The organism is Alcaligenes sp. SMD-FA, assembly GCF_025960365.1.
In the GTDB taxonomy this organism is placed as follows: domain Bacteria; phylum Pseudomonadota; class Gammaproteobacteria; order Burkholderiales; family Burkholderiaceae_B; genus Alcaligenes; species Alcaligenes aquatilis.
Genome location: NZ_CP110108.1, coordinates 3,671,705 through 3,696,385, shown reverse-complemented (window position 1 = coordinate 3,696,385; position 24,681 = coordinate 3,671,705). Strand labels below are relative to the sequence as shown.

The 24,681-nt window shown below is 57.0% G+C and carries 23 protein-coding genes; 14 read left to right on the top strand and 9 right to left on the bottom strand.

All coding sequences use genetic code 11. The features are described 5' to 3' along the window. Nucleotides 1-15 precede the first annotated feature (15 nt). The 6 genes from fdhE to OKX01_RS17085 all read right to left on the bottom strand — a co-directional run bounded on the left by fdhE (nt 16) and on the right by OKX01_RS17085 (nt 7,516). The gene (fdhE, locus tag OKX01_RS17110) at nt 16-942 is read right to left on the bottom strand and encodes a formate dehydrogenase accessory protein FdhE (protein WP_264672147.1); all 927 of its coding nucleotides are present in this window, start codon (nt 940-942) and stop codon (nt 16-18) included. Between the two features lie 77 nt (nt 943-1,019). Further along, nucleotides 1,020-1,673: a formate dehydrogenase subunit gamma gene (locus tag OKX01_RS17105; RefSeq protein WP_108728432.1), complete on the bottom strand. Its 654-nt coding sequence runs from the start codon at nt 1,671-1,673 to the stop codon at nt 1,020-1,022. Then, entirely contained in the window at nt 1,666-2,583 is a 918-nt protein-coding gene (gene fdxH, locus OKX01_RS17100) for a formate dehydrogenase subunit beta (RefSeq protein WP_021447214.1), read from the bottom strand. Before fdxH ends, OKX01_RS17105 begins: the two co-directional genes overlap by 8 nt. A 3-nt stretch (nt 2,584-2,586) precedes the next feature. Next, nucleotides 2,587-5,661 carry a formate dehydrogenase-N subunit alpha gene (fdnG, locus tag OKX01_RS17095; RefSeq protein WP_159063960.1) on the bottom strand — a complete coding sequence of 1,025 codons (3,075 nt, stop codon included), beginning with the start codon at nt 5,659-5,661 and terminating at the stop codon, nt 2,587-2,589. Nucleotides 5,662-5,896: 235 nt separating this feature from the next. Then, nucleotides 5,897-6,571: a DUF1971 domain-containing protein gene (locus OKX01_RS17090; protein ID WP_264672146.1), complete on the bottom strand. Its 675-nt coding sequence runs from the start codon at nt 6,569-6,571 to the stop codon at nt 5,897-5,899. Nucleotides 6,572-6,802: 231 nt separating this feature from the next. Next, nucleotides 6,803-7,516: a Crp/Fnr family transcriptional regulator gene (locus OKX01_RS17085; protein WP_264672145.1), complete on the bottom strand. Its 714-nt coding sequence runs from the start codon at nt 7,514-7,516 to the stop codon at nt 6,803-6,805. A gap of 229 nt (nt 7,517-7,745) precedes the next feature. On the opposite strand from OKX01_RS17085, the gene OKX01_RS17080 reads away from it, so the two are divergent. The 7 genes from OKX01_RS17080 to OKX01_RS17050 all read left to right on the top strand — a co-directional run bounded on the left by OKX01_RS17080 (nt 7,746) and on the right by OKX01_RS17050 (nt 14,095). Beyond that, complete coding sequence (locus tag OKX01_RS17080) at nt 7,746-8,858, top strand: ABC transporter substrate-binding protein (protein ID WP_238988608.1); 1,113 nt, start codon at nt 7,746-7,748, stop codon at nt 8,856-8,858. After that, nucleotides 8,855-9,634 (top strand): ABC transporter permease, encoded by a 780-nt coding sequence (locus OKX01_RS17075; RefSeq protein WP_094197932.1) that lies wholly within the window; start codon nt 8,855-8,857, stop codon nt 9,632-9,634. Before OKX01_RS17080 ends, OKX01_RS17075 begins: the two co-directional genes overlap by 4 nt. Further along, nucleotides 9,627-10,328, top strand: coding sequence for an ABC transporter ATP-binding protein (locus OKX01_RS17070; protein ID WP_264672144.1), 702 nt, complete (start codon nt 9,627-9,629; stop codon nt 10,326-10,328). The genes OKX01_RS17075 and OKX01_RS17070 overlap by 8 nt, the downstream gene beginning before the upstream one ends. Beyond that, a complete protein-coding gene (locus OKX01_RS17065) occupies nt 10,325-10,768 on the top strand; it encodes a CopD family copper resistance protein (protein ID WP_264672143.1) in 444 nt (147 codons plus the stop codon). Before OKX01_RS17070 ends, OKX01_RS17065 begins: the two co-directional genes overlap by 4 nt. Before the next feature lie 23 nt (nt 10,769-10,791). Continuing rightward, nucleotides 10,792-12,900: a TonB-dependent receptor family protein gene (locus tag OKX01_RS17060; protein ID WP_264672142.1), complete on the top strand. Its 2,109-nt coding sequence runs from the start codon at nt 10,792-10,794 to the stop codon at nt 12,898-12,900. A 472-nt stretch (nt 12,901-13,372) separates the two neighbouring features. Then, nucleotides 13,373-13,606 (top strand): hypothetical protein, encoded by a 234-nt coding sequence (locus OKX01_RS17055; protein WP_264672141.1) that lies wholly within the window; start codon nt 13,373-13,375, stop codon nt 13,604-13,606. 69 nt (nt 13,607-13,675) lie between these two features. Continuing rightward, nucleotides 13,676-14,095 (top strand): helix-turn-helix domain-containing protein, encoded by a 420-nt coding sequence (locus OKX01_RS17050; protein ID WP_159063959.1) that lies wholly within the window; start codon nt 13,676-13,678, stop codon nt 14,093-14,095. 142 nt (nt 14,096-14,237) lie between these two features. On the opposite strand, the gene OKX01_RS17045 is transcribed toward OKX01_RS17050, so the two are convergent. Further along, the gene (locus tag OKX01_RS17045; RefSeq protein ID WP_108728439.1) at nt 14,238-15,188 is read right to left on the bottom strand and encodes a carbon-nitrogen hydrolase family protein; all 951 of its coding nucleotides are present in this window, start codon (nt 15,186-15,188) and stop codon (nt 14,238-14,240) included. Between the two features lie 20 nt (nt 15,189-15,208). Beyond that, on the bottom strand, nt 15,209-16,531 hold the full coding sequence (locus OKX01_RS17040; RefSeq protein WP_238988609.1) for an MFS transporter: 1,323 nt from the start codon (nt 16,529-16,531) through the stop codon (nt 15,209-15,211). A gap of 103 nt (nt 16,532-16,634) precedes the next feature. On the opposite strand from OKX01_RS17040, the gene OKX01_RS17035 reads away from it, so the two are divergent. The 7 genes from OKX01_RS17035 to OKX01_RS17005 all read left to right on the top strand — a co-directional run bounded on the left by OKX01_RS17035 (nt 16,635) and on the right by OKX01_RS17005 (nt 24,033). Further along, nucleotides 16,635-17,567, top strand: a complete 933-nt coding sequence (locus OKX01_RS17035) for a LysR family transcriptional regulator (RefSeq protein WP_094197926.1) — start codon at nt 16,635-16,637, stop codon at nt 17,565-17,567. Between the two features lie 66 nt (nt 17,568-17,633). Beyond that, nucleotides 17,634-18,317: a response regulator gene (locus OKX01_RS17030; protein ID WP_094197925.1), complete on the top strand. Its 684-nt coding sequence runs from the start codon at nt 17,634-17,636 to the stop codon at nt 18,315-18,317. A 24-nt stretch (nt 18,318-18,341) separates the two neighbouring features. Continuing rightward, nucleotides 18,342-19,748 carry a sensor histidine kinase gene (locus OKX01_RS17025; RefSeq protein WP_094197924.1) on the top strand — a complete coding sequence of 469 codons (1,407 nt, stop codon included), beginning with the start codon at nt 18,342-18,344 and terminating at the stop codon, nt 19,746-19,748. Between the two features lie 124 nt (nt 19,749-19,872). Further along, nucleotides 19,873-20,865 carry a Bug family tripartite tricarboxylate transporter substrate binding protein gene (locus tag OKX01_RS17020; RefSeq protein WP_094197923.1) on the top strand — a complete coding sequence of 331 codons (993 nt, stop codon included), beginning with the start codon at nt 19,873-19,875 and terminating at the stop codon, nt 20,863-20,865. Nucleotides 20,866-20,951: 86 nt separating this feature from the next. Further along, nucleotides 20,952-21,395, top strand: coding sequence for a tripartite tricarboxylate transporter TctB family protein (locus tag OKX01_RS17015; RefSeq protein WP_094197922.1), 444 nt, complete (start codon nt 20,952-20,954; stop codon nt 21,393-21,395). Next, nucleotides 21,392-22,915, top strand: a complete 1,524-nt coding sequence (locus tag OKX01_RS17010) for a tripartite tricarboxylate transporter permease (protein WP_108728442.1) — start codon at nt 21,392-21,394, stop codon at nt 22,913-22,915. The genes OKX01_RS17015 and OKX01_RS17010 overlap by 4 nt, the downstream gene beginning before the upstream one ends. A gap of 77 nt (nt 22,916-22,992) precedes the next feature. Continuing rightward, nucleotides 22,993-24,033, top strand: coding sequence for an AbrB family transcriptional regulator (locus tag OKX01_RS17005; RefSeq protein WP_264672140.1), 1,041 nt, complete (start codon nt 22,993-22,995; stop codon nt 24,031-24,033). 89 nt (nt 24,034-24,122) lie between these two features. On the opposite strand, the gene OKX01_RS17000 is transcribed toward OKX01_RS17005, so the two are convergent. Beyond that, nucleotides 24,123-24,662: a pyridoxamine 5'-phosphate oxidase family protein gene (locus OKX01_RS17000; protein ID WP_264672139.1), complete on the bottom strand. Its 540-nt coding sequence runs from the start codon at nt 24,660-24,662 to the stop codon at nt 24,123-24,125. Nucleotides 24,663-24,681 lie beyond the last annotated feature (19 nt).

The following is a 24,681-nucleotide window of genomic DNA, read 5'->3' as shown; positions in this document are numbered from 1 at the left end:
TAGGGGAATCTTAGCTTAAGACTGCTGCCAAAGAAGCGGATTGCCGCTGGCGCGGGAATAGCCTTCTTCGCCCATCAAAACGTCCAGAGCCAGACTGGCCAGGTCGTCCGCCACCGGGTCTATGCCCAACTGCTTTTCCTGGTAGAAGATTTTGCGGTAGGTATGGCAGTTGTCGCAGGACTCGGCCTTGATGCCTTCCGGGCCATCTTCAATGGCGTGGTAAGCCACGCTTTTAGTGCTTTCGCAGTGCGAGCAGGTCACACGTACCAGATGCCATTCCACGCTGCAGCGTGGGCAGCACATATAGCGGCAACCATCTTCACGACCACCCACACGTACCACGCTGGATACGGGCAGGCTGCCGCAGGACGGACATACGCCAAAGGGGCTGGTCACAGACAGTTGGCCTTCGGTCAGCGAGCAGGCCAGATGCGTCCAGTAGACCTGCAAGGCGGCCATGACAAAAGGTGCAGCGGCACCGTCTTGTTCAGGCAATTGCTCGGCCAGAATCGCGTCAGCCAGATCTTCCAGCTTTTGCGGGTTGGACTCGGCCTTTTTAAGCAGACCCTGGCAAACCTCTTGGGCGGCAGCAGGCACATCCGAGGTCTGGATCATGTGATTGAGCAGGTTGCTCAGAATACTGAGCCACTGCGGATCGCGCTTCCAGCCCGAGGCCAGCAAGGGCGGCATGCCGTGGCGTTGTGCCGTTTCCAGCACATCAGCGGGCAGTTCGGCGGGGGCAAGCGCAGTGAGCTGCTTGTGCTGCCCGTCCACCAGATGCGCCAGCAAGAGCAGGTAGGCACCGACGGGATTGTCGGCAGACAATTGACGCAGACGTGCTGCCCGGTCTGCAAAGACGCTGGCTCGCACAGGCAGGCGCAGTCGGGGGATGGAAGTGTGGTCCAGACTTTCGATTTCGCCGCGCGGAAGGATGCGTTGCAAGACAGACTCCTGAAAACAAGACTGCCATGCCCGAAATGGCGCATGGCAGCCGGGTTGCTGATAAAACAGAGCCCCGCTTATTCAGCAGGACGGCTGGGACCTTTTTCCATTTCTTCACGGAACCAGGCGCGGTGGTGTTTCCAGGCCCAGGCACGGGTGACCGTGCCACGGGTCATGGCTTTGACCGAACCCTTTACCCAGATACCGGCGTAGATGTGCACGATAATCGCGCAAATCATCAGCAGGGCGCAGACCGCATGCAGCACGGAGGCCAGGCGGATAGCCCAGATGGGGAAGAAGGCGGAAAAGTATTCGCGCCACATCACCACACCGGTTGCCAGCAGGCCGATCATGAAGATCACCAGGGCAAAAAACAGGATCTTTTGCCCGGCGTTGTAACGGCCTACTTCGGGGATGCGCTCGTCCTTGGCGTTCAGTACGTCCTTGAAGTGACGCAGCCAGGCCGCGTCACCCTTGGAGAACATATTGTGCCGTACCATGCGCGCTGCAAACAGGAAAAAGCACACAAACATCACCACGCCAATAAACGGGTGAAGAATGCGTGTCCACGGGCCGCCACCAAACAGATTGGTCAGCCAGTACATTGACGGATGAAACAGCGCCAGCCCGGACAAGGCCAGCAGCACAAAGCTCATGGCAATGATCCAGTGATTAATGCGCTGACTGGTGGTGTAGCGCTGAATCATGCCCTTGCGGTTGTGATCAGTCATGGTGAGCCTCCTGGATCTTGCGGGCGTCCTCATCGGCGCGGCGCTCGTCTTCCTCGTCAGTCTCGTTAGGACCGGTTCGGATGTAGTGGAAGAAACCAATCAGGGCGGTCAGTGCCATAGCCGCAACCCCCAGCGGTTTGGCTACCCCCTTCCAGAGCGAGACCATCGGGCTGATTTGCGGGTCCTTGGGCAGATCGCTGTACAGCTCGGGCTTGTCGGCATGATGCAGCACATACATGACGTGGGTGCCACCCACTCCAGCCGGGTCGTACAGACCGGCGTTTTCAAAGCCACGCGATTTCAGGTCTTCGATACGCTCTGCAGCGTGGTGCTGCATGTCTTCTTTCGTACCGAACACAATCGCGCCGGTCGGACAGGTCTTGGCACAGGCCGGTTCCTGTCCGACCGCGACACGGTCTGAACACAAGGTGCACTTGTAGGCTTTCTTGTCCTTTTCCGAAATGCGGGGCACATCGAAAGGACAACCGGTCACGCAGTAGCCGCAGCCAATGCAGTTTTCCTCGTGGAAATCCACAATGCCGTTGGTGTACTGCACGATGGCGCCCGGCGAGGGACAGGCCTTCAGACAGCCCGGATCCTCGCAGTGCATACAGCCGTCTTTGCGAATCAGCCATTCCAGATCGCCAGCGGGGTTTTCATACTCCGCAAAGCGCATGATGGTCCAGGACTTGTCGGTCAGGTCGGCCGGGTTGTCATACACCCCGACGTTGTGGCCGATTTCGTCGCGCGTATCGTTCCATTCCATGCAGGCGACCTGACAGGCCTTACAGCCAATGCACTTACTGGTGTCGATCAGCTTGGCCACCTCCCCGCCCACGGGCTCGCGCACGCTGGGCGATGGGGTGGTGGTTGCGGAGCGCCGTTTGATATCGAGTGATTGCAAGGCCATGGCTTACTCCTTAACCTTTTCAAGTTGAACCAGAAAGGCCTTGGTTTCCGGCGTTTGCGAGTTGCCGTCCCCGACGGGCGGTGTCAGCGCATTGATCAGGAAACCGGGTCGGGCCAGACCCACAAAACCCCAGTGCAGCGGGATCCCCACTTGGTGGACAACTTTGCCATCCACGTTCAGGGCCTTGATGCGCTTGGTCACCACCGCCACGGCTTTGATATAGCCCCGGTTGGAGGACACCTTGACGCGGTCACCGTGCACGATGCCCACTTCCTTGGCCAGTTCCTCGCCAATTTCCACAAACTGTTCAGGCTGCACGATGGCGTTCAGCTCCACGTGTTTGGTCCAGTAGTGGAAGTGCTCGGTCAGGCGGTAGGTTGTGCCCACATAAGGGAACTTGTCTACCGTACCCATGGCGGCCAGGTCGTCCTTGAAGATACGCGCGGCCGGGTTGGTAATGGCACGGGGCTCGTCAGGACTGAGCGGGTTGTAGCTGAGCGGGCTTTCAAAGGGCTCGTAGTGCTCGGGGAAGGGGCCTTCTGCCATGCCTTTTCGGGCAAAGAAGCGGGCTACCCCTTCGGGGTTCATGATGAACGGTCCCATGCCATCGGCCGGGTTTTCATCGGCCTTGTAGTCAGGGACATCTGCCCCCCCCCAGCGCTTGCCGTCCCAGTGAACCAGGTTGCGGCGTGGGTCAAAGGGTTTGCCGTTCAGGTCACAGGAGGCACGGTTGTAGAGCACGCGACGGTTCGCTGGCCAGGCCCAGGCCCAGTTCAGCGTCTGGCCGATGCCGGTTGGATCGCTATTGTCTCGGCGAGCCATCATATTGCCTTGCTGTGTCCAGGCGCCGGCATAGATCCAGCAACCACTGAGCGTGGTGCCGTCGTCGCGCAATTGGGCAAAGCCATCGAGCTGTTCGCCTGCTTTACGTATGATCTTGGTCGGATCTTTGGGATCGACCAGGTCAACCAGTGCTCGTCCCGAGTATTCCTTGGCCAGTTCAGCGGCGGTTGGATCATCCGGATTGGAGTACGGCCAGGACAGGTTCAGGATCGGGTCAGGGAAGGCGCCGCCTTCTTTCTGATACAGCGAGCGAATATGCGTGAACAGCGTACTCATGATCTCAATGTCGCTCTTGGCCTCGCCCGGAGGGTTGGCGGCCTTCCAGTGCCATTGCAACCAGCGGCCCGAGTTCACCAGTGCGCCTTCTTCCTCGGCGAAACAGGTGGTGGGCAGACGGAACACTTCGGTCTGGATGGAAGCGGAATCGACATCATTGTGTTCGCCATAGTTCTTCCAGAACTCTGACGTTTCCGTGACCAGCGGGTCCATGATGACCATGTATTTGAGCTTGGAGAAACCACGCAGCAGCTTGGCCTTGTACGGTGCTGCCGCCAGGGGGTTAAAGCCCTGACAGATGTAGCCCGTCATCTTGCCTTCGTCCATCAGCTCGAACACTTGCAGCATGTCGTAGAGCTTGTCCAGCTTGGGCAGGTAGTGATAGGCCCAGTTGTTCTCGGCCTGGGCGGCATCACCGAACCAGGCCTTCATCAGGCTGACGTGGAACTTCTTGTAGTTGCGCCAGTAGCTCAGCTGGTTAGGGCGTAGCGGTTGAAGGGCACGTGCGCCAATGTAGCCGTCAAACTCTTGCTCGGCCTGGTTGGGCAAGGTCAGATAGCCGGGCAGCAGGTTGGACATCAAACCCAGGTCAGTCAGACCCTGAATATTGGAGTGTCCGCGCAGCGCGTTCATGCCACCGCCGGCAATACCAATATTGCCCAGCAGCAACTGCACCATAGCGCCGGTACGGATGATCTGCGAGCCAATCGTGTGTTGCGTCCAGCCCAGTGCATACAAAATGGTGCCCGCGCGACCCGGTTCAGCGGTCGAGGCCAGCATTTCACAGACTTTCAGGAATTTGTCCTTGGGCGTGCCACAGACGCGTTCCACCATCTCGGGCGTGTAGCGCTCGTAGTGCTTGCGCAGCAGTTGGTACACCGAGCGTGGGTGTTGCAAGGTCGGGTCGGTTTTGACATAGCCGTCCTCGCCCAGCTCGTAGTCCCAGGAGGATCGGTCGTAGCTGCGTTTTTCTTCGTTGTAGCCCGAATACAGCCCCTGCTCGAAGTCAAAGTCTTCGCGCACGATAAAGGGCATATCGGTGTAGTTGCGCACGTATTCGTGCTGGATCTTGTCGTTATCCAGCAGGTATTTGATGACGCCACCCAGAAAGGTGATGTCACTACCGGTACGTATCGGTGCGTAATAGTCCGCCACGGATGCCGAACGCGTAAAGCGTGGATCCACAACGATCAGTTTTGCATTGTTGTGTGCTTTGGCCTCGGTCACCCATTTGAACCCACAGGGGTGCGCCTCGGCTGCGTTGCCGCCCATAATCAGCACAATATCCGCGTTCTTGATGTCGACCCAATGGTTCGTCATCGCTCCACGGCCAAACGTCGGGGCAAGACCTGCCACCGTCGGGCCGTGTCAGACACGTGCTTGGTTATCGAACGCCAGTACACCCATGCTGCGGATGACTTTATGGGTGATATAGCCCACTTCGTTACTGCTTGCCGACGCCGCCAGCATGCCCGTGGTCAGCCAACGGTTGACGACGGTGCCGTCTTCAGCCGTGGTCTGGAAGTTGGCGTCGCGGTCTTCTTTCATCAGCTTGGCAATACGCGTGAAAGCGTCTTCCCAGGAGATGCGTTCCCATTTGTCCGAGCCAGCGGCGCGGTATTCGGGGTATTTGAGTCGGTTGGGGCTTTTGATGAAATCCACCAAGCCTGCGCCCTTAGGACAGAGTGTGCCGCGGTTGACCGGGTGATCCGCGTCGCCTTCGATGTGAACCACACTGGGCTCGGCATTCATGGCACCGTCACCACGGGAGTACAGCAGCACCCCACAGGCTACAGAACAGTAAGGACAGGTATTTCGCGTCTCTGTCATGCGGGTCAGTTTGTACTGCCTGACTTCCGCCATGGCGGGGGTGGGCGCAGCGCCCAGCAAAACCATGCTGGAACTGGCCAGCGAGGCCCCCGTCACTTTGAAGAACTGACGCCGATTCATGTTCACCATGCGGCTCTCCAATAGGATTGTGTTTTCGTGTTTGAAATCTGAAGGGGGCGCCTTGTGAGCGGTGCCCCTGGTTTATAGTTGAACAGTATAAGCGTTGAGCTTATGGGTTGCTGCCCGAAGGGCGTGTCATATTGATCAAGAATAATCTTGATTCTATTGAGGTTTTCACGCCAGAGCCGCAAGTGTAGTCGGTGATGCGGGTATTCACCTACTATTTGTAAGGGATTTTTTCAATTCAGCGGGCTTGTTTGAAGAACTCGATCTGGAAGCTGCCGGGCAGCTCGAATTCCACGTGATGCAGGACCTGGGGCTCAATCGCCACGCATTGCCCGGCGGTCAGGACCACTTCGGTAAAGGGCTCCTGGTCCAGCACAAAACGCAGCACGCCGGTTTGGACCCGCAATAGCCCCCAGGTGCCGACTTTGGTGTTGTGAGCGCGGCGTAGGGCCTCGGGCAAATTGTCTGGCGTGAAAACGGGGGATTGGCTGTAGCGTTCCAGCCCTTCGGGCAGGGTGTCGGGCAGGCGTGTTTGATTGCTTTGCGCCTGATAGGTTTGCCAAAGTTTGGCGGCAATGCGGCCTGCCATGGCGTTTGCCTTTTCTTGCAGGGCGGGTTTGCCCAGCGTCGCTGTGGTTTGGTGGAAAATTGCCAGCCAGCGCTCAAACAAGGGCCAGGATAAGGTGGGCAGGGCCGCATGGCGCGCAATGGGGGCGCCCTTGAAGCGGCGTGTGCCCAGCAAAATGGCCGACCAGAAATCGCACAGCATATCCAGGTGCTCGTCCCAGTTTTTCACCGTGTGTTCAAAAATCGGGCCTAGCTGTGCATCTTGCCGTACCTGGGCGTAGAACTGGGTCACCAATTGGCGGATGTCGGCTTCGGTGTAATCGGCCTGCGGCAGCGCGTGTGTCATGGATATCAAGCAAAGGGGCTAAAAGCCGGCATTCTCGGTCTGCTTGAAAGGTCCTCCAATGACAAAAGTCATGACGGTATGGCGGCGGCGCGAATTTGCTTCTGGTTTGAGGCAGCGATGAACACTTGCTCCGTTTTTAAGGCAGCGACTAAAAAAGAGGGGGCCTGTGGCCCTGCGTCAGGGGCTGATGGATTCAGTTGGACGATGTTGCGTTGATAGGCCTGAGGCTACTTAAAAGGAGCGTTGTGCAGGGCTGGCTAAACGTCGTAGATGCGCCTGGTCGCGTACTTGCCAGTCGCTGCGTTTGCCACTGACATAGCCGCGCGCCTGCCAGTCGGTAAACAAACGGCTCAAGGTTTCTGCCCGTATGCCCAAATGGGCGGCCAGTTGCCGCTGGTTCAAGGGAAGCTGGATATTTTCCCCTTGGCGGGCTTGCAGATTCAGCAAGTAGTTGGCTAGGCGCTCGGCCGCTGAGCTGGCGGAAATCCAGTCCACTTTATTGACCTGTGCATATAAGGCACTGCTCAGGCCGGCCATCATGTTCATGGCCAGGTCGGGCCAGCGACGGCAGGCTTCTTGCAAACTGCTGCGTGAGAGCTTGTAAACATGCACGGGCCCCCTTGCACGGGCGCACATGGGGTAGCGGCCGTGGGGCATGAACATGGCCGCTTCCGCCACCAGTTGACCGGGATCGAACACGTGAAAAACACGTTCGTCGCCATTTTGGCTATAGCGCAGGATTTCTACCTGGCCGCTATCGACCAGCAAGCAATAGCGGGCCTCGTCTCCTTCATCGAACAGGATCTGTCCCGGATAGGCGTGTTGAGCCAAGGCGTCACGGCACAAATGCTCGATGGCCTCGATGGGCAAACCTTGAAGGAGGCGGTGGCGGGCCAGTAATTCAAACAAAGCGGGGCACAGGCCGGGCATGTTGACTTTTGTCATTTGGGCGCTGAGATGAAGATGGGAGAATTTCCATTTGATAATAGTTCTCATTATACGAATCTTCATGCCATATAGCTATCAAGGGTTTTGCCGCTGGGCTGCTCCTCAGGCAAAAAACGCCCGTTCAGACAGAGGGCAGCAGGCGATAGCCTGCCACGCGCGTGGGCTGACTTTAAACCAGGCTGTTCCCAGGGCAATCGATGCTGGCGTATCGGGTAAGCATGCTGCCATGCCCCGTCTGGATGAACCTGATCTAAAAACCGGGGAACAGCTTCACGTTTTTGATGCAGTTAAGGAGCGGGTTTTGGCGCGGTTTAGCGCTACGGTGCTGGGTATTTCCAAAAGAGATGGCCGTGGCATAGTCATCCGCCGCATCTCGGGGCGTGTTTGGGCTGGTTTGCTCTTGGCCTTGTGTGTCGCAGGTGCCCAGGCCGCGCCCCGCTACGAGTCCCTGACTCTGGCTGGCCCCGCTGCGGTGGTGTCCTATCCCTTGATGCATATGGCGCAAACCCAGGCCTTGAGCCAATACACGGACAAGCTGGAATTTCGTCTGTGGCAAAACCCGGATCAGTTGCGTGTTTTGCTGGCCAAAAAAGAAGTGGATTACAGCGCCGCACCCAGCAATTTGTCCGCCTTGATGTTCAACAAGGGGCAAGCCGTCAAGCAATTGAATATCTCGGTCTGGGGGATTTTGTGGCTGGTCAGCCGAGATCCGGCGGTCAAGGACTTTAGCGATCTGGCTGGTAAAGAACTGCTGGTGCCATTCCAGCGTGATCTGCCTGCTGTTCTGCTGGATACCTTGCTGGCCAAGCAAGCCGAGCCGGGCAAGGATGCCGTGCGCTTGCGCCGTACCCGCGATGCTCAGGATGCCATTGCTTTGATGCTGACCGGGCAGGGGGATCAGGCCTTGCTGGTGGAGCCTACCGCTTCTTTGCTCTTGTGGCAGGCAGAGCAGAAGAAGGTAGATCTGCATCGCGGCCAAAGCCTGGAGCAAGCCTGGGCGGAGGTTTTCCCTTCGCAACAGGCACTGCCCCAAGCCGGTGTCATGGCTAACGTCACCGTGGCTCAGGACACCGAGCTGAATCAGGCTGTGGAGCGGGCGTATGCCGAGTCGGCCCGTTGGTGCAGTCAGCAACCGCAAGCGTGCGCCCAAATGGTTCATGGCTATTTGCCTCAGTTCCCTGTTCCGGCAATTCAAACTGCGATTGAAAAGACCCGTCTGGATAGTCATCCAGCCAGTGAAATCCGCCCTCAACTGGAAGCGCTGTATCAATTGCTGGCGGATCAGCACCCCCAAGCCTTGGGGGGTGGTCTGCCTGCTGCCGGGTTTTATGGGCCATGAAGGTCAAGCCTCATTTGACGGCCCGTAGCTCACGCGTCTGGGGTGTTGTGGGTGTGTTGCTGATCTTGCTGTGCTGGCAGATCAGCGCCCTGTTTCTGGGGCCTTTGTTGATGGCCTCGCCTATAGAAACCGCCCGCGCGATTCCGCGTTTGATGATGTCCGGCCACTTTCTGAATGACGCTGGAGCCAGCCTCTTGCGCGTGGCAGTCGGCGTCAGTGTGGGTTGCTCCATCGGTTTTACGCTGGGGATTCTGGCGGCACATAGCCCGCGCCTGCGTGGCCTGCTGGAGCCTTTGCGCTGGCTGCTGATGGCCATCCCTCCTGTGGTGGTCGTTGTGCTGGCCATGCTGTGGTTTGGTCTGGGCTCGGGCATGGTGATTTTCATGACGGTGCTGATGATGGTGCCGGGCATGTACGTCAACACGGTCAAAGGCATGTTGCAGGTGGACCGCGACTTGATCGAGATGAGCCACGTTTATCGTTTTGGCTGGTGGCGTCGTCTGCGCCACCTGTATCTGCCTTCTTTAACGGCTCCCTTGACGGCTGCCTTGTTGATTGCCTGCTGCGGCGGTGTGCGTCTGGTGGTGATGGCCGAAGTGCTGGGCGCAGAAAGTGGTGCAGGCTATGCCTTGGCCAATGCGCGCAGCACCTTTGACAGTGCCGAGCTATATGCCTGGGTGGTGTTGATTCTGGGCTTGGTGGCCGCGATTGAATTTGTTCTGCTGCAACCCTTGCAGCGTCGTTTGGGACAGTGGCGGGAGGACAGCCATGCTTGAGCTACGCCATGTCCAGGTCCTGTTTGGACGAAAGCCGGTTTTGCAGGATTTAAGTTTCACTTTGAAAGCCGGGCAGCGCCTGGGCGTTCTGGGGCCTAGTGGTGAAGGCAAAAGTACCTTGCTGCGTTTGGTGGCAGGGCTGATCAAACCCGATAGCGGCCAGATCTGGAACCCGTTTCGTCACCCCGTGCTGGTGTTTCAGCAGCCTCGTTTACTGCCTTGGCGCAGCGTGCTGGATAACGTGCAGATTCCGCTGAGGGCACAGGGCCTGTCGGCTGCTCAAGCCAAAGAGCGTGCCATGTATTGGTTGGCTCAGGTAGAGCTGGCCAGTGTTGCCCAGTGCTGGCCGGGGGAGTTGTCTGGTGGCATGGCGCAGCGGGTGGCACTGGCCCGCGCCTTTGCCTTGCAGCCGGACCTTCTGCTGCTGGACGAACCTTTCAGTGCCCTGGACCCGGCCTTGCGCCATAGTCTGGCCCAAGTCTGCCTGCGTTGTCTGGAAGAAACTGGAGCGGCACTGCTGTATGTCAGCCATCAACCTCGCGAACTGATGCGGGTGGCCGACTCTTGCCTGCTACTGCAAAAAGGGCAGGGCCAACTGTTTGAGCCTGCCAGCCCTGTCGATGCCGCTGCCCGCGAGCGTCTGGCCGATTCTTTGTATGCCCAACTCTTGTCTCAGGAGGCTTTGACGCCATGACTGTCTATCCCGTGATTCTGCTGTTCCATTTGTTTGCCGCACTATTTTTCATCGGCACGGTGTTTTTTGAAGTCCTGATGCTGGAAGGCATACGCAAGCACGTGCCACGAGAGGCCATGCGTACTTTGGAGATTGCCATTGGTGACCGTGCCCGGCGCATCATGCCCTGGGTTCTGTTGGTTCTGTACAGCGCCGGGATAGGTTTGGCCTGGCATCACCGCGCGGCGCTGGCCCACCCTTTTGATAACACTTTGGGTCTGTTCCTGACCATCAAGATTCTGTTGGCGTTGAGCGTTTTTGCTCACTTTCTGACCGCCATGACCTTGCGACGCACCGGACGCATGAAGTCCATCCATTTCAAGCGCATTCACCTAAGCGTGTTCTGTCACATGGTCGGGATCGTGATCCTGGCCAAGACCATGTTTTATCTGCACTGGTAATTTCACTTTCTATCGAGAATACGATGTCACACGTTCCTGTATTGCGTCGGCTGACGGTCAGCCTGGCGCTGGGAGGGCTGTGGTCGGGCGCCGCCTGGGCCGAGCCGTCTACCTCCACCTTGTCTCCCATTGTCATCAAGGCGCCTGTTGGGCAAAGCGTGCTGCAGGCTGATCTGCGACAAGAAAAAGCCCGTCTGGATGCCGTGCCCGGTGGCACCAACTTGATTCTGCCGCAGCACGAAGTGCGTCTGGTGACCTTGCGCGATGCTCTGGACTATCAGCCCGGTCTGGTGGTGCAGGATTTTTTTGGTGGCATTGATCAGCCACGGCTCAATATCCGGGGTTCGGGCATTCAAAGTAATCCGGTCAATCGAGGTGTTTTGTTGTTGCAAGATGGCCTGCCTTTGAATGAGGCGGATGGCTCGTTTGTGATTGGTTTTCTGGAACCGCGTAACAGTTCCCTGATCAGTGTGCGCCGAGGTGCGAATGCCTTGTCGGCCAGTGCGACCACCTTGGGTGGTGAGCTGGATTTCCGCTCCATGAGCGGCACGCAAGGCGACACCATCAGCGTGGAAGGCGGCAGCTTTGGGCGTCTGGGTTTGCATGCGGCCAAGGGTTTTCAGACGGACGAATTCGATGGGCGCTTGGCTGTCAGCCATGACAAGGCCGATGGCTATCGCCATCACTCGGATTCCGAGCGTACGAATGTGCAGGGCAATATTGGCTTCAAACGCGGGCAGTTCGAGAACCGTACCTACCTGTCTTATGTGGATTTGAAGTTTGATATTCCCAATGTGGTCCCGCGTGAACGTCTCTACAGCGATCCGCGCAGTGTGATGGGTGATTACGACACGCCGCAGGACAGGGCGGCGAATGTCTATAAGCGTGACCCGAATCGCAAGGCCACGCAGTTCCGCTTGGCTAACCGCAGCTATTGGGGAACGGAGGAGTTCAACCACACCGTGGGCCTGTACTGGCAGACCGTGGACGATACTTTTACGAATCCGCAGGTGTCCTCGCCCACCAAAGGGCATACCTATGGGGCGCAATGGCAGGTAGCGGGCCGTGAAGGCAGCCTGGATTATCGCTTTGCGCTGGACTGGGCGCGCAGTGATATGGACCGTGAGCTGTACGCGGTTAATCCCGCCAATGGCAGCCGCGCCTTGTTTTTTGGGGACTATCGCCTGCGTGCTGAAAACCGCAATGCGCTCTTGGGCTTGAGCTGGAATGTGGCACCCCAGTGGACGGTGGTGGGGGATGTGAAGTACAGCCAGGCGATTCGTGACGCGCGCAATCGTTTGGGTGGCGAGACCTTGGATCAGAAATGGTCGTATGCCAGCCCGAAACTGGGCGTGGTGTGGCAGCCGTCCGAGGATTTGCGGGTGTTTGCCAATGTCAGCCGCAGTCATGAGGCGCCTACGTATTGGGAGATCATCAGTGCGCAAGTGCCCCAGCCCATGAATGTGCGTTCGGCAGTGACGGGGCTGACGGAATTGAATGTGCAAAAGGCCACGACTTTTGAGTTGGGCGGAGCCGGGCGTTTGGGTAGTGGCGAGTCGGCGGTGGACTGGTCCTTGGCTGTGTATCGCAGCAATGTGAAAGATGAGCTGATGGCTGTCAGTGATGCGACGGGGGCGTCGTCAGTGACGTTCAACTATGGCGATCGCACACGGCACCAGGGGGTGGAAGCGGGTTTGAGCGGTTCTTTGCCTGCTCCGGCGGCAGGACGTTGGGACTATCGCCTGTCCTATACCTACAGCGATTTCCGTTTCCGTGGGGGCGAGTATGAGGGCAATCGTATTGCCGGGGTGCCCAAGCATTTGCTGGGTGCAGAGTTGATGTATCGCCGTGGTGGCTGGCGTTTGGGGCCGAATGTGCGCTGGCTGGCTTCGGATACGCCGACCAATCATCAGAATGTGGAAGGCACGCATCAAAATGCCTATGCCATTTGGGGCTTCAAGGTTGCTTATCAGCATGACAAGCATTGGAGTGCTTATCTGATGGCGGATAACATTTTTGATAAGACTTACGCCAGCAGCTATGTGATTCGTCGCTCGGCTTCGGAGGCGATGCCGACTTATCTGGCGGGCAATGGCAGAAGCTTTTTTGGTGGGGTGAAATATAACTTCTGATTGTTTTGATGCCTGCAGGTTGTAGTTGGGGGGCGGAATAAGGACTCAGGCAGGAATTGTCTCAGTGAAGACGCCCCTCTGGCCTGCGCCGGGGCCTTGGGGCTTGAGCTCTTGCCGGTGCTGCGCACCGGTCCCCTTGTCGAGAGATCAGGCAGGGCGCACCCAGAACTCACCCGGTACTTGGTCCCCCGGACCAAGTACAAGCGTCGGGTTCAAACAACTGGGTGCTTGTACCCCTGCCTGATCTCCCGCCTGCGGCAAGCGCTCTGAATCGCCCCAAGGCCCCGGCGCAGGCCAGAGGGGCTCTCAGGGAATTCATGCCTTAGGAGGGCTGACTCTGGGCTTTTGATTTGGGCTTTCATTGCGCGATGCTTTGGAGACTTCACGACTTCACGACTTCACGACTTCACGACTTCACGACTTCACGACTTCACGGCTTTATGGCGCTGTGCTTGGGTGGCCCTAGGCCTTCATGTATCTAGACGTGGTGTCGTGTGGTTTGGTTGTTGTTGTTGTTGTTGTTGTTGTTGTTGTTGTTGTTGTTGTTGTTGTTGTTGTTGTTGTTGTTGTTGATATGCGCCGTGCTGTGTTTTGGACGAGTGCCTCTGAACGTGTTCAGGGGCATTTTTTATGGTTTGTGTGGGCGTATTTTGTTGATCAGGATCAGTCGGGAGGGCGGGCAGGGGGCACTTTCAGAATTATCTGACAGACTGGGCTGGAGCGGGTCGGTAAGTTCATGGTTCACCGTCACCTTACATCCCTAGATTTGTCAGCCATGATGAACACGTATTTATTGACCACTGAAGATACCGATCCTCGCACATTGCCCGAGCAGGCTGTGTTGTATGCCCATCTGTTGACACGCGATGCCATGAAAGACGAGTGTGTGCGCAAGCTGGTGGCCGCACCGCGTTTTGTGCGTTCGGATAAAGGGATTCCGTATGCGGTGCTCAAGGATATGCGCACGCATCGCTGGACTTTGATTCGAGCCTGGCGCGAGTATCTGGAGATCAAGCGCGAACGCCTGGCCGGCCGGCTGGGGATCAGTGTGGCGGAATATAACGTGATCGAGAAAGGTCTTGTTCCGTTGAGCCAGGCTATGTTGGCTCTTCTGGCGCAGGGAATGGGTCTGGACGAGACGCAGTTGCAGGTGTCTACGTATCAGCCCGTGCTGGACCCGTTGGCCTTGAGCTAGAGCCAACGGGATAAAGAAGAAAGCTGTCACAGGAAAGAGCAGGCACAGAGAGCAGGCTGTACTTGGCTCTGAAGCAGGTCTGGCCCCATCACGTCAAAAGCGCGATGGGGCCGGTTTTTTTGAGGGGCGAGATGCAGTGGTTTTATTCGCCCGAGTCTTCGGTTTGCAGTTTCACAACCTGTTTGGCGCGGGTGTCGACATGCAGGGAGAAGATGTCAGGGCGCGAGTAGTGGCCGTAGACGTCAAAGTCCAGATTGGCCTGTTTGAGTAGGTCCATATCCAGCTCGGCGTACAGTTCGGTTTCTTCGTCAAACACCGGGCCGGCCAGCACTTCGCCGGTGGGGCTGACGATCATGCTGCCGCCGTGCATGACGTAGCTGTCTGGCGCAAATTCGCCGGGTAGAGCAAACTCTTTCTGGAAGGATTCGGGGTAGTTGTTCAGGCGGATAGCCTGGCAGGCGGACAGCACAAATACACGGCCTTCAACGGCGATGTGAATCATGGATGAGGCCCAGGTGGGACGGTCGTCTGCCGTGGGAGTGCAGTACAGCTCGGTGCCTTGGGCATACATGGTCTGACGCAGGGCCGGCATGTAGTTTTCCCAGCAGATCACCTTGCCGATGCGACCCATGGGAGTATCGACGGTACCCAGGGTGGAGCCATCGCCAAAGCCCCAGACCAGACGCTCCTGGCCTGTCGGCATCAGTTTGCGGTGGATACCCACCACGCCTTGGCCGGGAGCCAGTGTCAGCGCGGTGCAGTACAGGGTACGGCCCATTTTTTCGATCACACCCATCACGGTGTACACACCGGTTTGAGTGACGGCATCGGCCAGTGCTTCCAGCTCAGGGCCGCCCAGGGTGACGGCGCCTTCTACATACATCTGGTAGAGGGCCCGGCCCTCGGGACGACGGTTGCCGATGACGCTGCCAAAGCTGATGCCTTTGGGGTATCCCCCCAGAAAGGCTTCAGGAAAGACAGCCAGGGTGGCGCCGTTGGCAGCCACGCGCTGCAAGATGGCAGCGGCTTTTTCGACACTGCTGGCAGAGTCAAACGGGATGGACGCCGCTTGTATAACAGCAACTTTGCTCATAACTAGCTCTCCTTTAAAAGTCAGCCTGCGGACAAGTCCACGTTTTTGGTTTCGGGCAGGCGGGTATACAGGATCAGGAAGCACACCAGGGATACGGCAGCCAGGTACCAGGCCGGTACGTTCGGGTTACCGGTGTACTGGATCAGGGCAGCGGCAATGAAGGGGCCTGGGCCGGCCAGCAGTGCCGACGAGACGTTGTGACCCAGGGCAGCGCCGGTGGAGCGGATCGAGGCCGGGAATACCTCTACCAGCAGCACCACGTTCATGACGGCGGAAATGGCGACTAGAAAAGCCAGGATAGTCAGGCTCAACAGGATCAGAGCCGGTTTGCCGGTATTCATCATGAGAAAAATCGGGTAGGCCATGATGGTCAGGCCAGCGGCGGCGAACAAGGCCAGTTTGCGACGACCGTAGTGGTCCGAGAAACGGCCAACCAGCGGGTGCAAAATGCAATACACCACCAACGCGGCGCTACATAGCCACAGAGCGTTTGTCTTGCCCATGCCCAGAACGGAAACCAGGTGGTTATTGGCGTAGGTGATGAAGTAGTACAGCGACACCAGAAACAGCGCGGAGAAAGCAAAGGACAGTACAAAGGCGTTGAACTTGTCCTTGGGCGAGACGCGCTCCAGGGTGTTGTTGGCTTTCTTTTCCTGCAGCTCGTGGTAGATGGGGGTGTCGTTCAGTTTGCGACGAATAAACACCGCAATGAAGGTCATCACAATGGACAACACGAAAGGTACACGCCAGCCCCAGTTGTAAACCTGCTCTTGGCTCAGATTGGCGTTGATGGCGGCGGCCGTGGCAGTCCCCACCAGAAAGGCGATACCGGCCGTGAAGGTCACCACGCTGGCGGCGCTGGCGCGACGATTGGCGGGGGCGCTTTCCACCAGGAAAATACCGGCGGCCGACCACTCACCGCCCACCATCATCCCTTGTAGAAAGCGCAGAATGACTAACAGGATGGGAGCGGCAATGCCGATGGTGGCATAGCCGGGCAGCAGACCAATCAAGGTGGTAAAGACGCCCATGCCAAAAACGGTAATCATCAGCACGGTCTTGCGGCCAAAGCGGTCGCCAATGGGCCCCAGAATCAGGGCGCCAAAGGGACGCGAGACAAAGCCCACCGCGAACACGGCCAAGGACGACAAGAGGGAAACGCCCGTGGCGTCAGAGGGAAAGTAAATGCTGCCGATAACGGCTGCAAAGTAGCCGTAAATTGCGAAATCAAACCATTCCATAAAGTTGCCGATACCCACGGCAAGCACTTGTTTTCGACTTAGGGCCGGCTGGCCTGGAGGGGGCGAATTGGCATGTGAAGGGGCGATGGTAGCAGTGCCCATAGAGGTCTCCTCGAGCGGGGCAGATAAATACCTGACCCTTATTGTGGTTGTGGGTGATTTTTAGTCTAATCAAGCCAAATAATTATTCAAACTAATTAGGAAAATGGCTTCAATTAATATTGCTAATATCAGGCGCGTGGATTTGAACCTGCTGCTGGTGTTTCAGTGCTTGATGAACGAGCGCAGCGTCACCAAAGCCGCCAATGCCTTGTTTCTGACCCAGGGTGCGGTCAGTGCGTCCTTGCGCAAGTTGCGGGTGGTCTTTAACGACGAGTTGTTCACGCGTGGCTCGCACGGAATGACGCCTACGCATCGTGCCTTGGAGATTGCCCCGCAGATATCCGAAGCCTTGAAAAGCATTTCGGCGCTGGTCACCTCCGATCAAGAGTTTGATCCACGACGCTCCAGTCGGGTTTTTCGTATTGCCTTGTCTGACGATCTGGAAAATATGCTGGCCAAACGCATGATTCGCATGGCTGACGAGCAGGGCTGGACGATCGGCTTTTCTTTCTATCAAACCAACAGCTATTTATGGCCGCAAAGCATGCAAGAGCATGGGGCGGATCTGGCGATCTGTTCCAGCCCCAAATTCCTGAGCACCATGCACAAGTCTCAAGTGCTGTTTCCTGCCTCATATATCTGCATATACGATAAGGAGTCCATCCAGTTTTCGACGCCTATTAGCAAGCAGGAGTATCTGCATGCCCATCATGGACGTGTGTCTTTTGATGGCTTGCGGGGTTTTGTGGATGAGCTATTTGATGCCGAGCGTCTGCAGCGTAAGGTCAAGGCCTCGTTCACTCATTTTTCCGGCGCGATCAACGCGATTATTGGCAGCCCTTTGGTGCTGACCATGCCTGATTACGCCGCCCGCTCTTTTGCCGAGTGCAATAGCCGCCTGGCTGTCTCGCCCGTCCCGTTGCGTGTCCCGTCGTTTGTGGTGTCCATGATTTGGGATATCAACAAAGAGCACGATGAGCAAAGTCGCTGGTTACGTCGTTTTGTACTGGAGCTGACCGAACCCATTAGCGCGTAAAGCGCGGTCAATAAGGTCCAGCGGCGTACTATTGCTTCTGTTCTGTTTTCTTTTTTACTATCCGCCATGCGAATTTTATTGATTGAAGACGAGCCTGATTTGGCCCTGTGGCTGACCCGCAGCTTGCAAAAGAAAGGGTTTTCGGTTGAGTGGTCCAACGACGGGATGGTGGCCTATCACCGTCTGCAGGTCGAGGAATTTGATGCGCTGGTTCTGGACTTGGGTTTGCCGGGCATGGATGGGCGCGCCTTGCTGGCCCGCTTGCGCTCGGAGGATAACCGCACTCCTGTGTTGATTCTCACGGCGCGTGATTCTTTGCAGGAGCGGGTAGAAGCGCTGGAGTGTGGTGCCGACGATTTTCTGCCCAAACCGTTTCGTATTGAAGAGCTGGTGGCCCGCGTCAACGCCTTGATTCGTCGTAGCCGTGGCAAGGACAAGCCCCGTATGGCGTGTGCCAGCCTGGTCTATGACTTGTCCACACAGCGTTTTACGCTGGACGGTGCGCTCTTGTCCGTGTCACCGCGTGAGGCCGAGGTATTGCGCATTCTGGTGCAGCGTAGTGGTGAGCCTGTGAACAAGCAGTTCATTTTGGACCGGCTCAATGAGAAAGATGAAGATGAAATCAATATCGAGGCTATCGAGGTGCTGGTGCATCGTTTGCGCAAAAAGCTGCAGGCCTCGGATGTCCACATCATTACCTTGCGCGGCATAGGCTATTGCCTGGAGCCGGTCAGCGAAGATGAACCGTAAGTTCATGTCTTTGCAGGAGCCTCTATGGCCTTGAGTAGTCTGCGTCGCACTTTGTTGGTCATGCTGATTCCGGCGGCCTTGCTGACTTCGGCAGTGTCCCTGTTCATTTCCAGCATGACACTGAAAGATCAGGTCAATGCGGCGTTTGATCGGGCCTTGGCGGGGGCGTTGAAATCCATGTCGGCCAATTTGATGACGATTAGTGGTGGGCTGGCCATGGAGCAGTCCTACTACATGATGGAGTTCATGGAATACACCATCAGCAGTCAGGTGTATTTCCGGGTGGCCACCGAAGATGGTTTGTCGGAAATAGGGTTTACCGGCATGCCTTTGCCGCCGGGCAGGCTGGTGAGCAATCAGCCTGTTTTTTATGACGCGCACTATTTGGGAGAGCCTTTACGTATTGCGGCGGTGGCGCTGGAGTCGGATGGGCGGCTGCAGACGTATCAGGACAGTCGTGTCTTGATCCAGGCGGGCGAGAATTTGAGCGAGCGTGACGAGTTCATCCGTAAAGTCATTATTCAGAATCTGATTCAGGATGTGGCGGTTCTCAGCCTTTTTACTGTGCTGATTTTGGTGGGGACCTTGCTGGCGTTGCGCCCTTTGCGCAAGCTGAGCGCAGAGGTACGGTATCGCTCTCCCGATAATCTGGAGCCCATCAGCGAGGCCAGCCTGCCCCGAGAAGTGCGTCCCTTGGTGCAGACCATTAATTTGCATATGGATCGCTATGCGCGTAAGTCACGCGAGCAGCAGCAATTTCTGGATGATGCTTCTCACCAGTTGAAAACGCCTTTGGCCGTTTTGCTGACTCAGGTGGATTTTGCCCTGACCCTGGCCAAGACAGAAGAAATGAAAGAGGTGCTGGAGGCGATTCAGTCGCGTTTGAATAATACGGCCCAGATGACGCATCAAATGGTGGCCCTGTCGCGGGTGCGCGATGCGGCTGATCAGTTGCGCAGCCGTGCTGCCCTGGGAACAGTGGATCTGTGTCAGCAGGCAGGGTTGGTGGTTGACGAGCTGTGGAGCCTGGCTCGATCGCGTCGTCAGGATCTGGGGCTGGATGTCCCTTCAAAGCCGGTGCGAGTGGCGGGAGAGGCTTGGCTGTTGCAGCAGGCCTTGAGCAATATCGTCAGCAATGCCATCAAGTACTGCCCACGGGGTGCTCGCATTACCGTGTCTGTCAGGCAAGAGGGCGGAATGTGCTATCTGCAAGTGGAGGATGACGGCCCGGGCATGAGTGCAGACGATATGGCCAAGGCGGGCCATCGCTTTCGGCGGGGAGAGGCGGGCAAGGCTTTGCAGGGTTCGGGGCTGGGTTTGGCGATTGTGCAGGCCATCGCTCAAATTCATGGTGCTCGCATGAGCTTGCAGGCTGGGCCACAGCAGCGCGGCTTGATCGTGCGTTTGGAGTTTGAGACGCTCAAGCATTGATCTTTTAATCTAGGGTATACCCTTGAGATTGGCGGTTTTCAGGGTAATTGAAAGCTAGGCGAAAGCTTCGCTCCGGTAAGGTCGCAACCATTACAACGACGACGATCATCCAGGAGGCGATCCAATGACTATTCACACGAAACTACGGGTGCTGCTTGCGAGCAGCATTTTGGGCCTGAGCAGTTTGAGCGGTGTACATGCCCAGCAACCGTCCAAACCTGAGTGTATTGCTCCGGCCCAACCCGGTGGCGGCTTTGATTTGACCTGCCGCGTGGCCGTCAACGGTTTTCTGGAAACCAAGTTGCTGGAAAATGCCATGCGAACCGTTTACATGCCCGGTGGTGTGGGAGCGGTCGCGTATAACCACATCGTGGCGCAGCGCCCAGGCGACGGCAATGCGATTGCTGCCTTCTCCGGCGGCTCCTTGCTTAATCTGGCGCAGGGCAAGTTTGGCAAGTATTCGGTAGAAGATGTGCGCTGGCTGGCATCGATAGGTAGTGATTACGGTGTTGCTATCGTACGTAACGACTCGCCCTATCAGGATCTGAAGTCCTTGATGGAGGCCTTCAAGGCTGACCCGAGCAAAATCGTGTTGGGGGCGGGCGGGTCTGTTGGCGGCCAGGATTGGATGAAAGCCGCCTTGACAGCGCGTGCCGCCGATGTGGATTTTCGCAAAATGCGTTTCGTAGCGTTTGAAGGCGGTGGCGAAGCCATCACAGCGTTGCGAGGTGGTCACGTTCAGGCCTATATGGGTGACGCTGCCGAGGCACACACGATGTTGGAAGGGGGGGCTCCCATCCGCGTATTGGCCGTGTTCAATGACAAGCGACTGGACGGTGCCTTGGCTGATGTTCCTACTGCCAAAGAGCAAGGCTTTGATATTGAATGGCCGATTATTCGCGGTTTTTACGTTGGTCCCAAAGTCTCTGACGAGCAGTATCAATGGTGGGTTCAGGCCTTTGATCGTCTGATGAAAACGCCTGAATTTACCCGCTTGCAAACACAGCAAGGTTTGTTCCCGTTCAACATGACCGGTTCCGAACTGGACGCCTATGTCAAACAACGCGTGGTTCAGTATCGCGAGTTGGCTGATTCTTTCGGCCTGATCAAGAAGTAAATCTGTACGGTGTTCCCCCGTTTTTTGGATCGGGAACACCGCCTTTTGCCCCGCCGTCCATGGCGGGTGAATCCGGAGATTCCATCATGACGCTAAATGATCGCGTGTTAGGCGTGGGTGCGTTGGTGCTTGCCGCCTTGATCACCGCCTTTGGCTACGACCTAGAACCCCCTTTTTCCTATGAGCCCGTCGGGCCCAAAGCCTTTCCCTTGCTGCTGGCGCTGATTATCGCCCTGTGTGGCTTGCGCTTGATGATCAAGGGCGGAGGGCAAGTGGCTGCCAATCCACCGGGTGCCAACGGCCGCATTTTGATGATGGTGGCGTATCTGGCGGCCTATGCCTGGCTCTTTCAATGGTTGGGCTTTATTGTCGCCACTACGATTATGGCGACACTGGTTGGGCGTTTGTTTGGCGGCTCCTGGAAGCAGGCCCTTATTGGCGGGCTGGCGATGGGCGTGGGCTTGTTTCTGTTGTTTGACCTGGGCCTGGATGTGGTTCTGCCGTACGGCATCCTGGGAGAGTGGTTATGAGCTCTATTCTTGACTATTTAAGTGTCGGTTTTGGTGTTGCGTTCTCTGCCCAGAATCTGCTGGTGGCCGCTATTGGTGCTTTTATTGGCACCATTGTGGGCGTTTTGCCGGGGCTGGGGCCCATCAACGGTGTCGCCATGCTGGTGCCTATTGCGTTTGCAATGAAATTGCCGCCCGAGTCTGCCTTGATTTTATTGGCGGCCGTGTACGTGGGTGCTGAATACGGTGGACGTATTACATCCATCTTGATCAATGTGCCGGGCGAAGCAGCCGCGGTCATGACGACATTGGATGGTTATCCGCTGGCACGTAAAGGCATGGCCAGTGTGGCCTTGTCCTTGTCCGCTTTTGCGTCTTTTATCGGTTCCACGATTGCCATTTGCGGGATTGTGCTGCTGGCCCCCATGCTGGCGGGTTGGGCCGTTGCATTCGGTCCTGCCGAGTATTTTGTACTGATGGTCTTTGCCTTTTGCGCCTTGACCAGCTTGTTGGGGGATGAGCCTGTCAAAGGTATCCTGGCAGCCATGGTGGGCCTGTTCATCTCTACGATTGGGGTGGATGCGAACTCGGGGGTGTACCGATACAGTTTTGACATTCCGAACTTGGCAGACGGTATTGATTTTGTCGTTGTCGTGATCGGTTTGTTTGCTGTGGCCGAGATGCTGCAGATGCTGGAGAACCTGCTGGGCGGTGTGTCGATTGAGGTGCCTAAAAGCAAACGTAAGCTCTTTAATTGGCGAGAGTTGCGCATGACGTGGTGGAGCACCATACGCGGGGGCGTGATGGGCTTTTTTATCGGTATCTTGCCCGGTGCCGGGGCCAGTGTGGCTTCAGCAGTAACCTATGCTAACGAGAAAAAATACATCGAAGGCAAGGACCCCAATGCCATGTTTGGGCAGGGCGATTTGCGAGGCCTGGCTGCGCCCGAAGCGGCCAATAACAGTGCGGCAACCGGCTCCTTTATTCCCATGTTGACGCTGGGTGTGCCCGGCTCGGGCACGACAGCGGTCATGATGGGGGCTTTGACGCTTTACAACATCACGCCGGGGCCAGCGCTGTTTGAGTCGCAGCCACAGATTGTCTGGGGCTTGATTGCCTCCTTGATGGTCGCCAACGTCATGCTGTTTCTGATGAACGTGCCTATGGTGCGGGTATTTGCTTCCATGCTGGCGATTCCTCCGCGCTTGTTGGTGCCGGGTATTTTGGCGATTAGCTATATCGGTGTTTATGCCATCAACGGCACGACGTTTGATCTGCTGTTGGTCGTCGGTATCGGTGTCCTGGGCTATTTCCTGCGTAAGATGAATGTGCCTATGGCGCCCATGGTGCTGGGCGTGGTTCTGGGCAATATGATGGAGCAGAATTTGCGTCGTGCGCTCTCTATTACGAATGGCGAAATCGGTATTCTGTTCGAGAGCAACATTTCCATTGGCTTGTGGATCGCTGCTGTTTTAGTTAGCGTAGGTCCGATCGTGTTGCGTCGTATTACGGCCCGCAAGCAAGGACACGACAAAATATAATGAGGTGGCCCCCACCGGTTGGGTGGGGGATATTGGGAGGGAGAGCCAGGCTGCGGCCTGGTCTTGTCGTGTTTGTTATGGCTAACTGGTTTCGAATTGCCCTAGGTTTTGGCGTGGCCTTGATAGGGGCCTGGGTGGCTGCTTGGCTGAGTATGCCCTTGCCCTGGATGTTGGGTGCCTTGATCCTGACGGCGGCCACAAAAATGGCCGGTAGTCCGGCCGCCTGCATGCCGCTGGCGCGTAACGCAGGGCAGTGGGTTATTGGGGCCTCTCTAGGGCTTTATTTCACCCCCGCCATGGTTCACCTGATTGGCAGCAATGCCGTGTTCATTGTGATGGGCATGGTGTTTGCGCTGATCTTGTGCTGTATGGGTGCCTTCATGTTGACTCGCTTTGCCGGTACGGACCTGCGTACGGCCTGGTTTGCCAGCGCGGTAGGGGGGGCCAGCGAGATGACAGGGCTGGCGGAGCGTTACGGCGCACGCCCGGATCTGGTTGCCTCTGCACATGGCCTGCGGGTGTTGATGGTGGTGGTGATTATTCCCTTTGCATTCGAGGCCTTGGGTTTTTCGGGTGAGCAGGCCGGGGCGGTGGTCAGACCCGACTTTCTGAACTTGCCCGGTCTGGCTCTTTTGGTGCTCTTGAGCAGTGCCGCAGGGTTTATCTTTCAAGTGTTGCGCCTGCCCAATCCCTGGGTGTTAGGGCCGTTGCTGGTGGTGGCCGTCCTGACGTACAAGGACATTGTTTTGTCGGGCTTGCCGGTAGAAATTTCCAACCTGGGGCAGTTGTGCATTGGCTGGGCTTTGGGTGATAAGTTCGGCCCGGATTTTTTCCGTCGGGCACCCCGTTATCTGGGCGTTGCCGCCGTCAGCAATATAATCAACCTGGCCTTGGCATTTGGCTTTGCCTACGGCCTGTATCGGCTGTCTGATATTGCCTACCCGACTTTGGTGCTGGGTGTCAGCCCTGGCGGCATTGCAGAGATGGCCATCACCGCCAAAGTCCTGCAGTTGGGCGCGCCTATGGTGACCTCTTTCCAAGTTGCTCGCATGGTATGTGTGCTGGTGCTGACCGGGCCTTTGTACACGCGCATTGCCCGGCTTCTGGAAGGACGTTGACCGAGGGGGAACGCCTGCATCCCCCAGACTGCCAGCAAAAGCCCGGCGCAAGGCCGGGCGTCAGGTTTCAGTGAACAAGCAGGCTACATTCAACGATCTGGTTGGGTGGCAGGGCTGATTTTGCCGTGCTCCCCCATTTCTGTCAGTTGCTCACCCATCAGGGTTGCTTTGAGCATCTTGCCTGCCTGGGCCAGCTTGCCTTCACGCACGCTCCAGTACTCGGCACTGTCTATCTGTACGCAGACCAGAGCAACATCCGGATCGGTAATGCCTTCTTCAAACCAGGCCTCGACCAGCGTGTTCCAGAAGCGCTCCTTTTGATTCATGGAGTCCACAACGCTGGCCATGCCCGAAACCGACACATAGGTGTCAGTTTTGGGGTCGGCGTAGCTGACGTTGACATGAGGGTTGACCACCAGGTTGTGAACCACCTGGCTGGATCTGGCCATGAAGAACCAGAGCTTGTCGTGCTCAACGTCCTCCTGTCTTGAACCCATCTTGGCCTGTTGCGTGGTCATGGGCCAGGCATGAAGCTGGCCGCCCTCCGAATGGGTAACGAACATCGCAAAGCGAATGTCCTTGATCATCTCTTGCAGTTGTTCAAAGGAAGATTCAATCGTTTCGTTCATGGTCTCTCCTTGAAAAAGT

Excerpts from the sequence above, each read along its gene's own strand:
- OKX01_RS17105 (WP_108728432.1), bottom strand. The coding sequence starts at position 1,673 with ATGACTGATCACAACCGCAAGGGCATGATTCAGCGCTACACCACCAGT.
- OKX01_RS17040 (WP_238988609.1), bottom strand. The coding sequence starts at position 16,531 with ATGGGCACTGCTACCATCGCCCCTTCACATGCCAATTCGCCCCCTCCA.
- OKX01_RS17025 (WP_094197924.1), top strand. The coding sequence starts at position 18,342 with ATGGCCTTGAGTAGTCTGCGTCGCACTTTGTTGGTCATGCTGATTCCG.
- OKX01_RS17005 (WP_264672140.1), top strand. The coding sequence starts at position 22,993 with ATGGCTAACTGGTTTCGAATTGCCCTAGGTTTTGGCGTGGCCTTGATA.
- OKX01_RS17015 (WP_094197922.1), top strand. The coding sequence starts at position 20,952 with ATGACGCTAAATGATCGCGTGTTAGGCGTGGGTGCGTTGGTGCTTGCC.
- OKX01_RS17020 (WP_094197923.1), top strand. The coding sequence starts at position 19,873 with ATGACTATTCACACGAAACTACGGGTGCTGCTTGCGAGCAGCATTTTG.
- OKX01_RS17030 (WP_094197925.1), top strand. The coding sequence starts at position 17,634 with ATGCGAATTTTATTGATTGAAGACGAGCCTGATTTGGCCCTGTGGCTG.
- OKX01_RS17090 (WP_264672146.1), bottom strand. The coding sequence starts at position 6,571 with ATGACACACGCGCTGCCGCAGGCCGATTACACCGAAGCCGACATCCGC.
- fdxH (WP_021447214.1), bottom strand. The coding sequence starts at position 2,583 with ATGGCCTTGCAATCACTCGATATCAAACGGCGCTCCGCAACCACCACC.
- OKX01_RS17055 (WP_264672141.1), top strand. The coding sequence starts at position 13,373 with ATGTATCTAGACGTGGTGTCGTGTGGTTTGGTTGTTGTTGTTGTTGTT.
- OKX01_RS17065 (WP_264672143.1), top strand. The coding sequence starts at position 10,325 with ATGACTGTCTATCCCGTGATTCTGCTGTTCCATTTGTTTGCCGCACTA.
- OKX01_RS17085 (WP_264672145.1), bottom strand. The coding sequence starts at position 7,516 with ATGACAAAAGTCAACATGCCCGGCCTGTGCCCCGCTTTGTTTGAATTA.
- OKX01_RS17080 (WP_238988608.1), top strand. The coding sequence starts at position 7,746 with ATGCCCCGTCTGGATGAACCTGATCTAAAAACCGGGGAACAGCTTCAC.
- OKX01_RS17050 (WP_159063959.1), top strand. The coding sequence starts at position 13,676 with ATGATGAACACGTATTTATTGACCACTGAAGATACCGATCCTCGCACA.
- OKX01_RS17045 (WP_108728439.1), bottom strand. The coding sequence starts at position 15,188 with ATGAGCAAAGTTGCTGTTATACAAGCGGCGTCCATCCCGTTTGACTCT.
- OKX01_RS17000 (WP_264672139.1), bottom strand. The coding sequence starts at position 24,662 with ATGAACGAAACGATTGAATCTTCCTTTGAACAACTGCAAGAGATGATC.
- OKX01_RS17060 (WP_264672142.1), top strand. The coding sequence starts at position 10,792 with ATGTCACACGTTCCTGTATTGCGTCGGCTGACGGTCAGCCTGGCGCTG.
- OKX01_RS17075 (WP_094197932.1), top strand. The coding sequence starts at position 8,855 with ATGAAGGTCAAGCCTCATTTGACGGCCCGTAGCTCACGCGTCTGGGGT.
- OKX01_RS17010 (WP_108728442.1), top strand. The coding sequence starts at position 21,392 with ATGAGCTCTATTCTTGACTATTTAAGTGTCGGTTTTGGTGTTGCGTTC.
- OKX01_RS17070 (WP_264672144.1), top strand. The coding sequence starts at position 9,627 with ATGCTTGAGCTACGCCATGTCCAGGTCCTGTTTGGACGAAAGCCGGTT.
- OKX01_RS17035 (WP_094197926.1), top strand. The coding sequence starts at position 16,635 with ATGGCTTCAATTAATATTGCTAATATCAGGCGCGTGGATTTGAACCTG.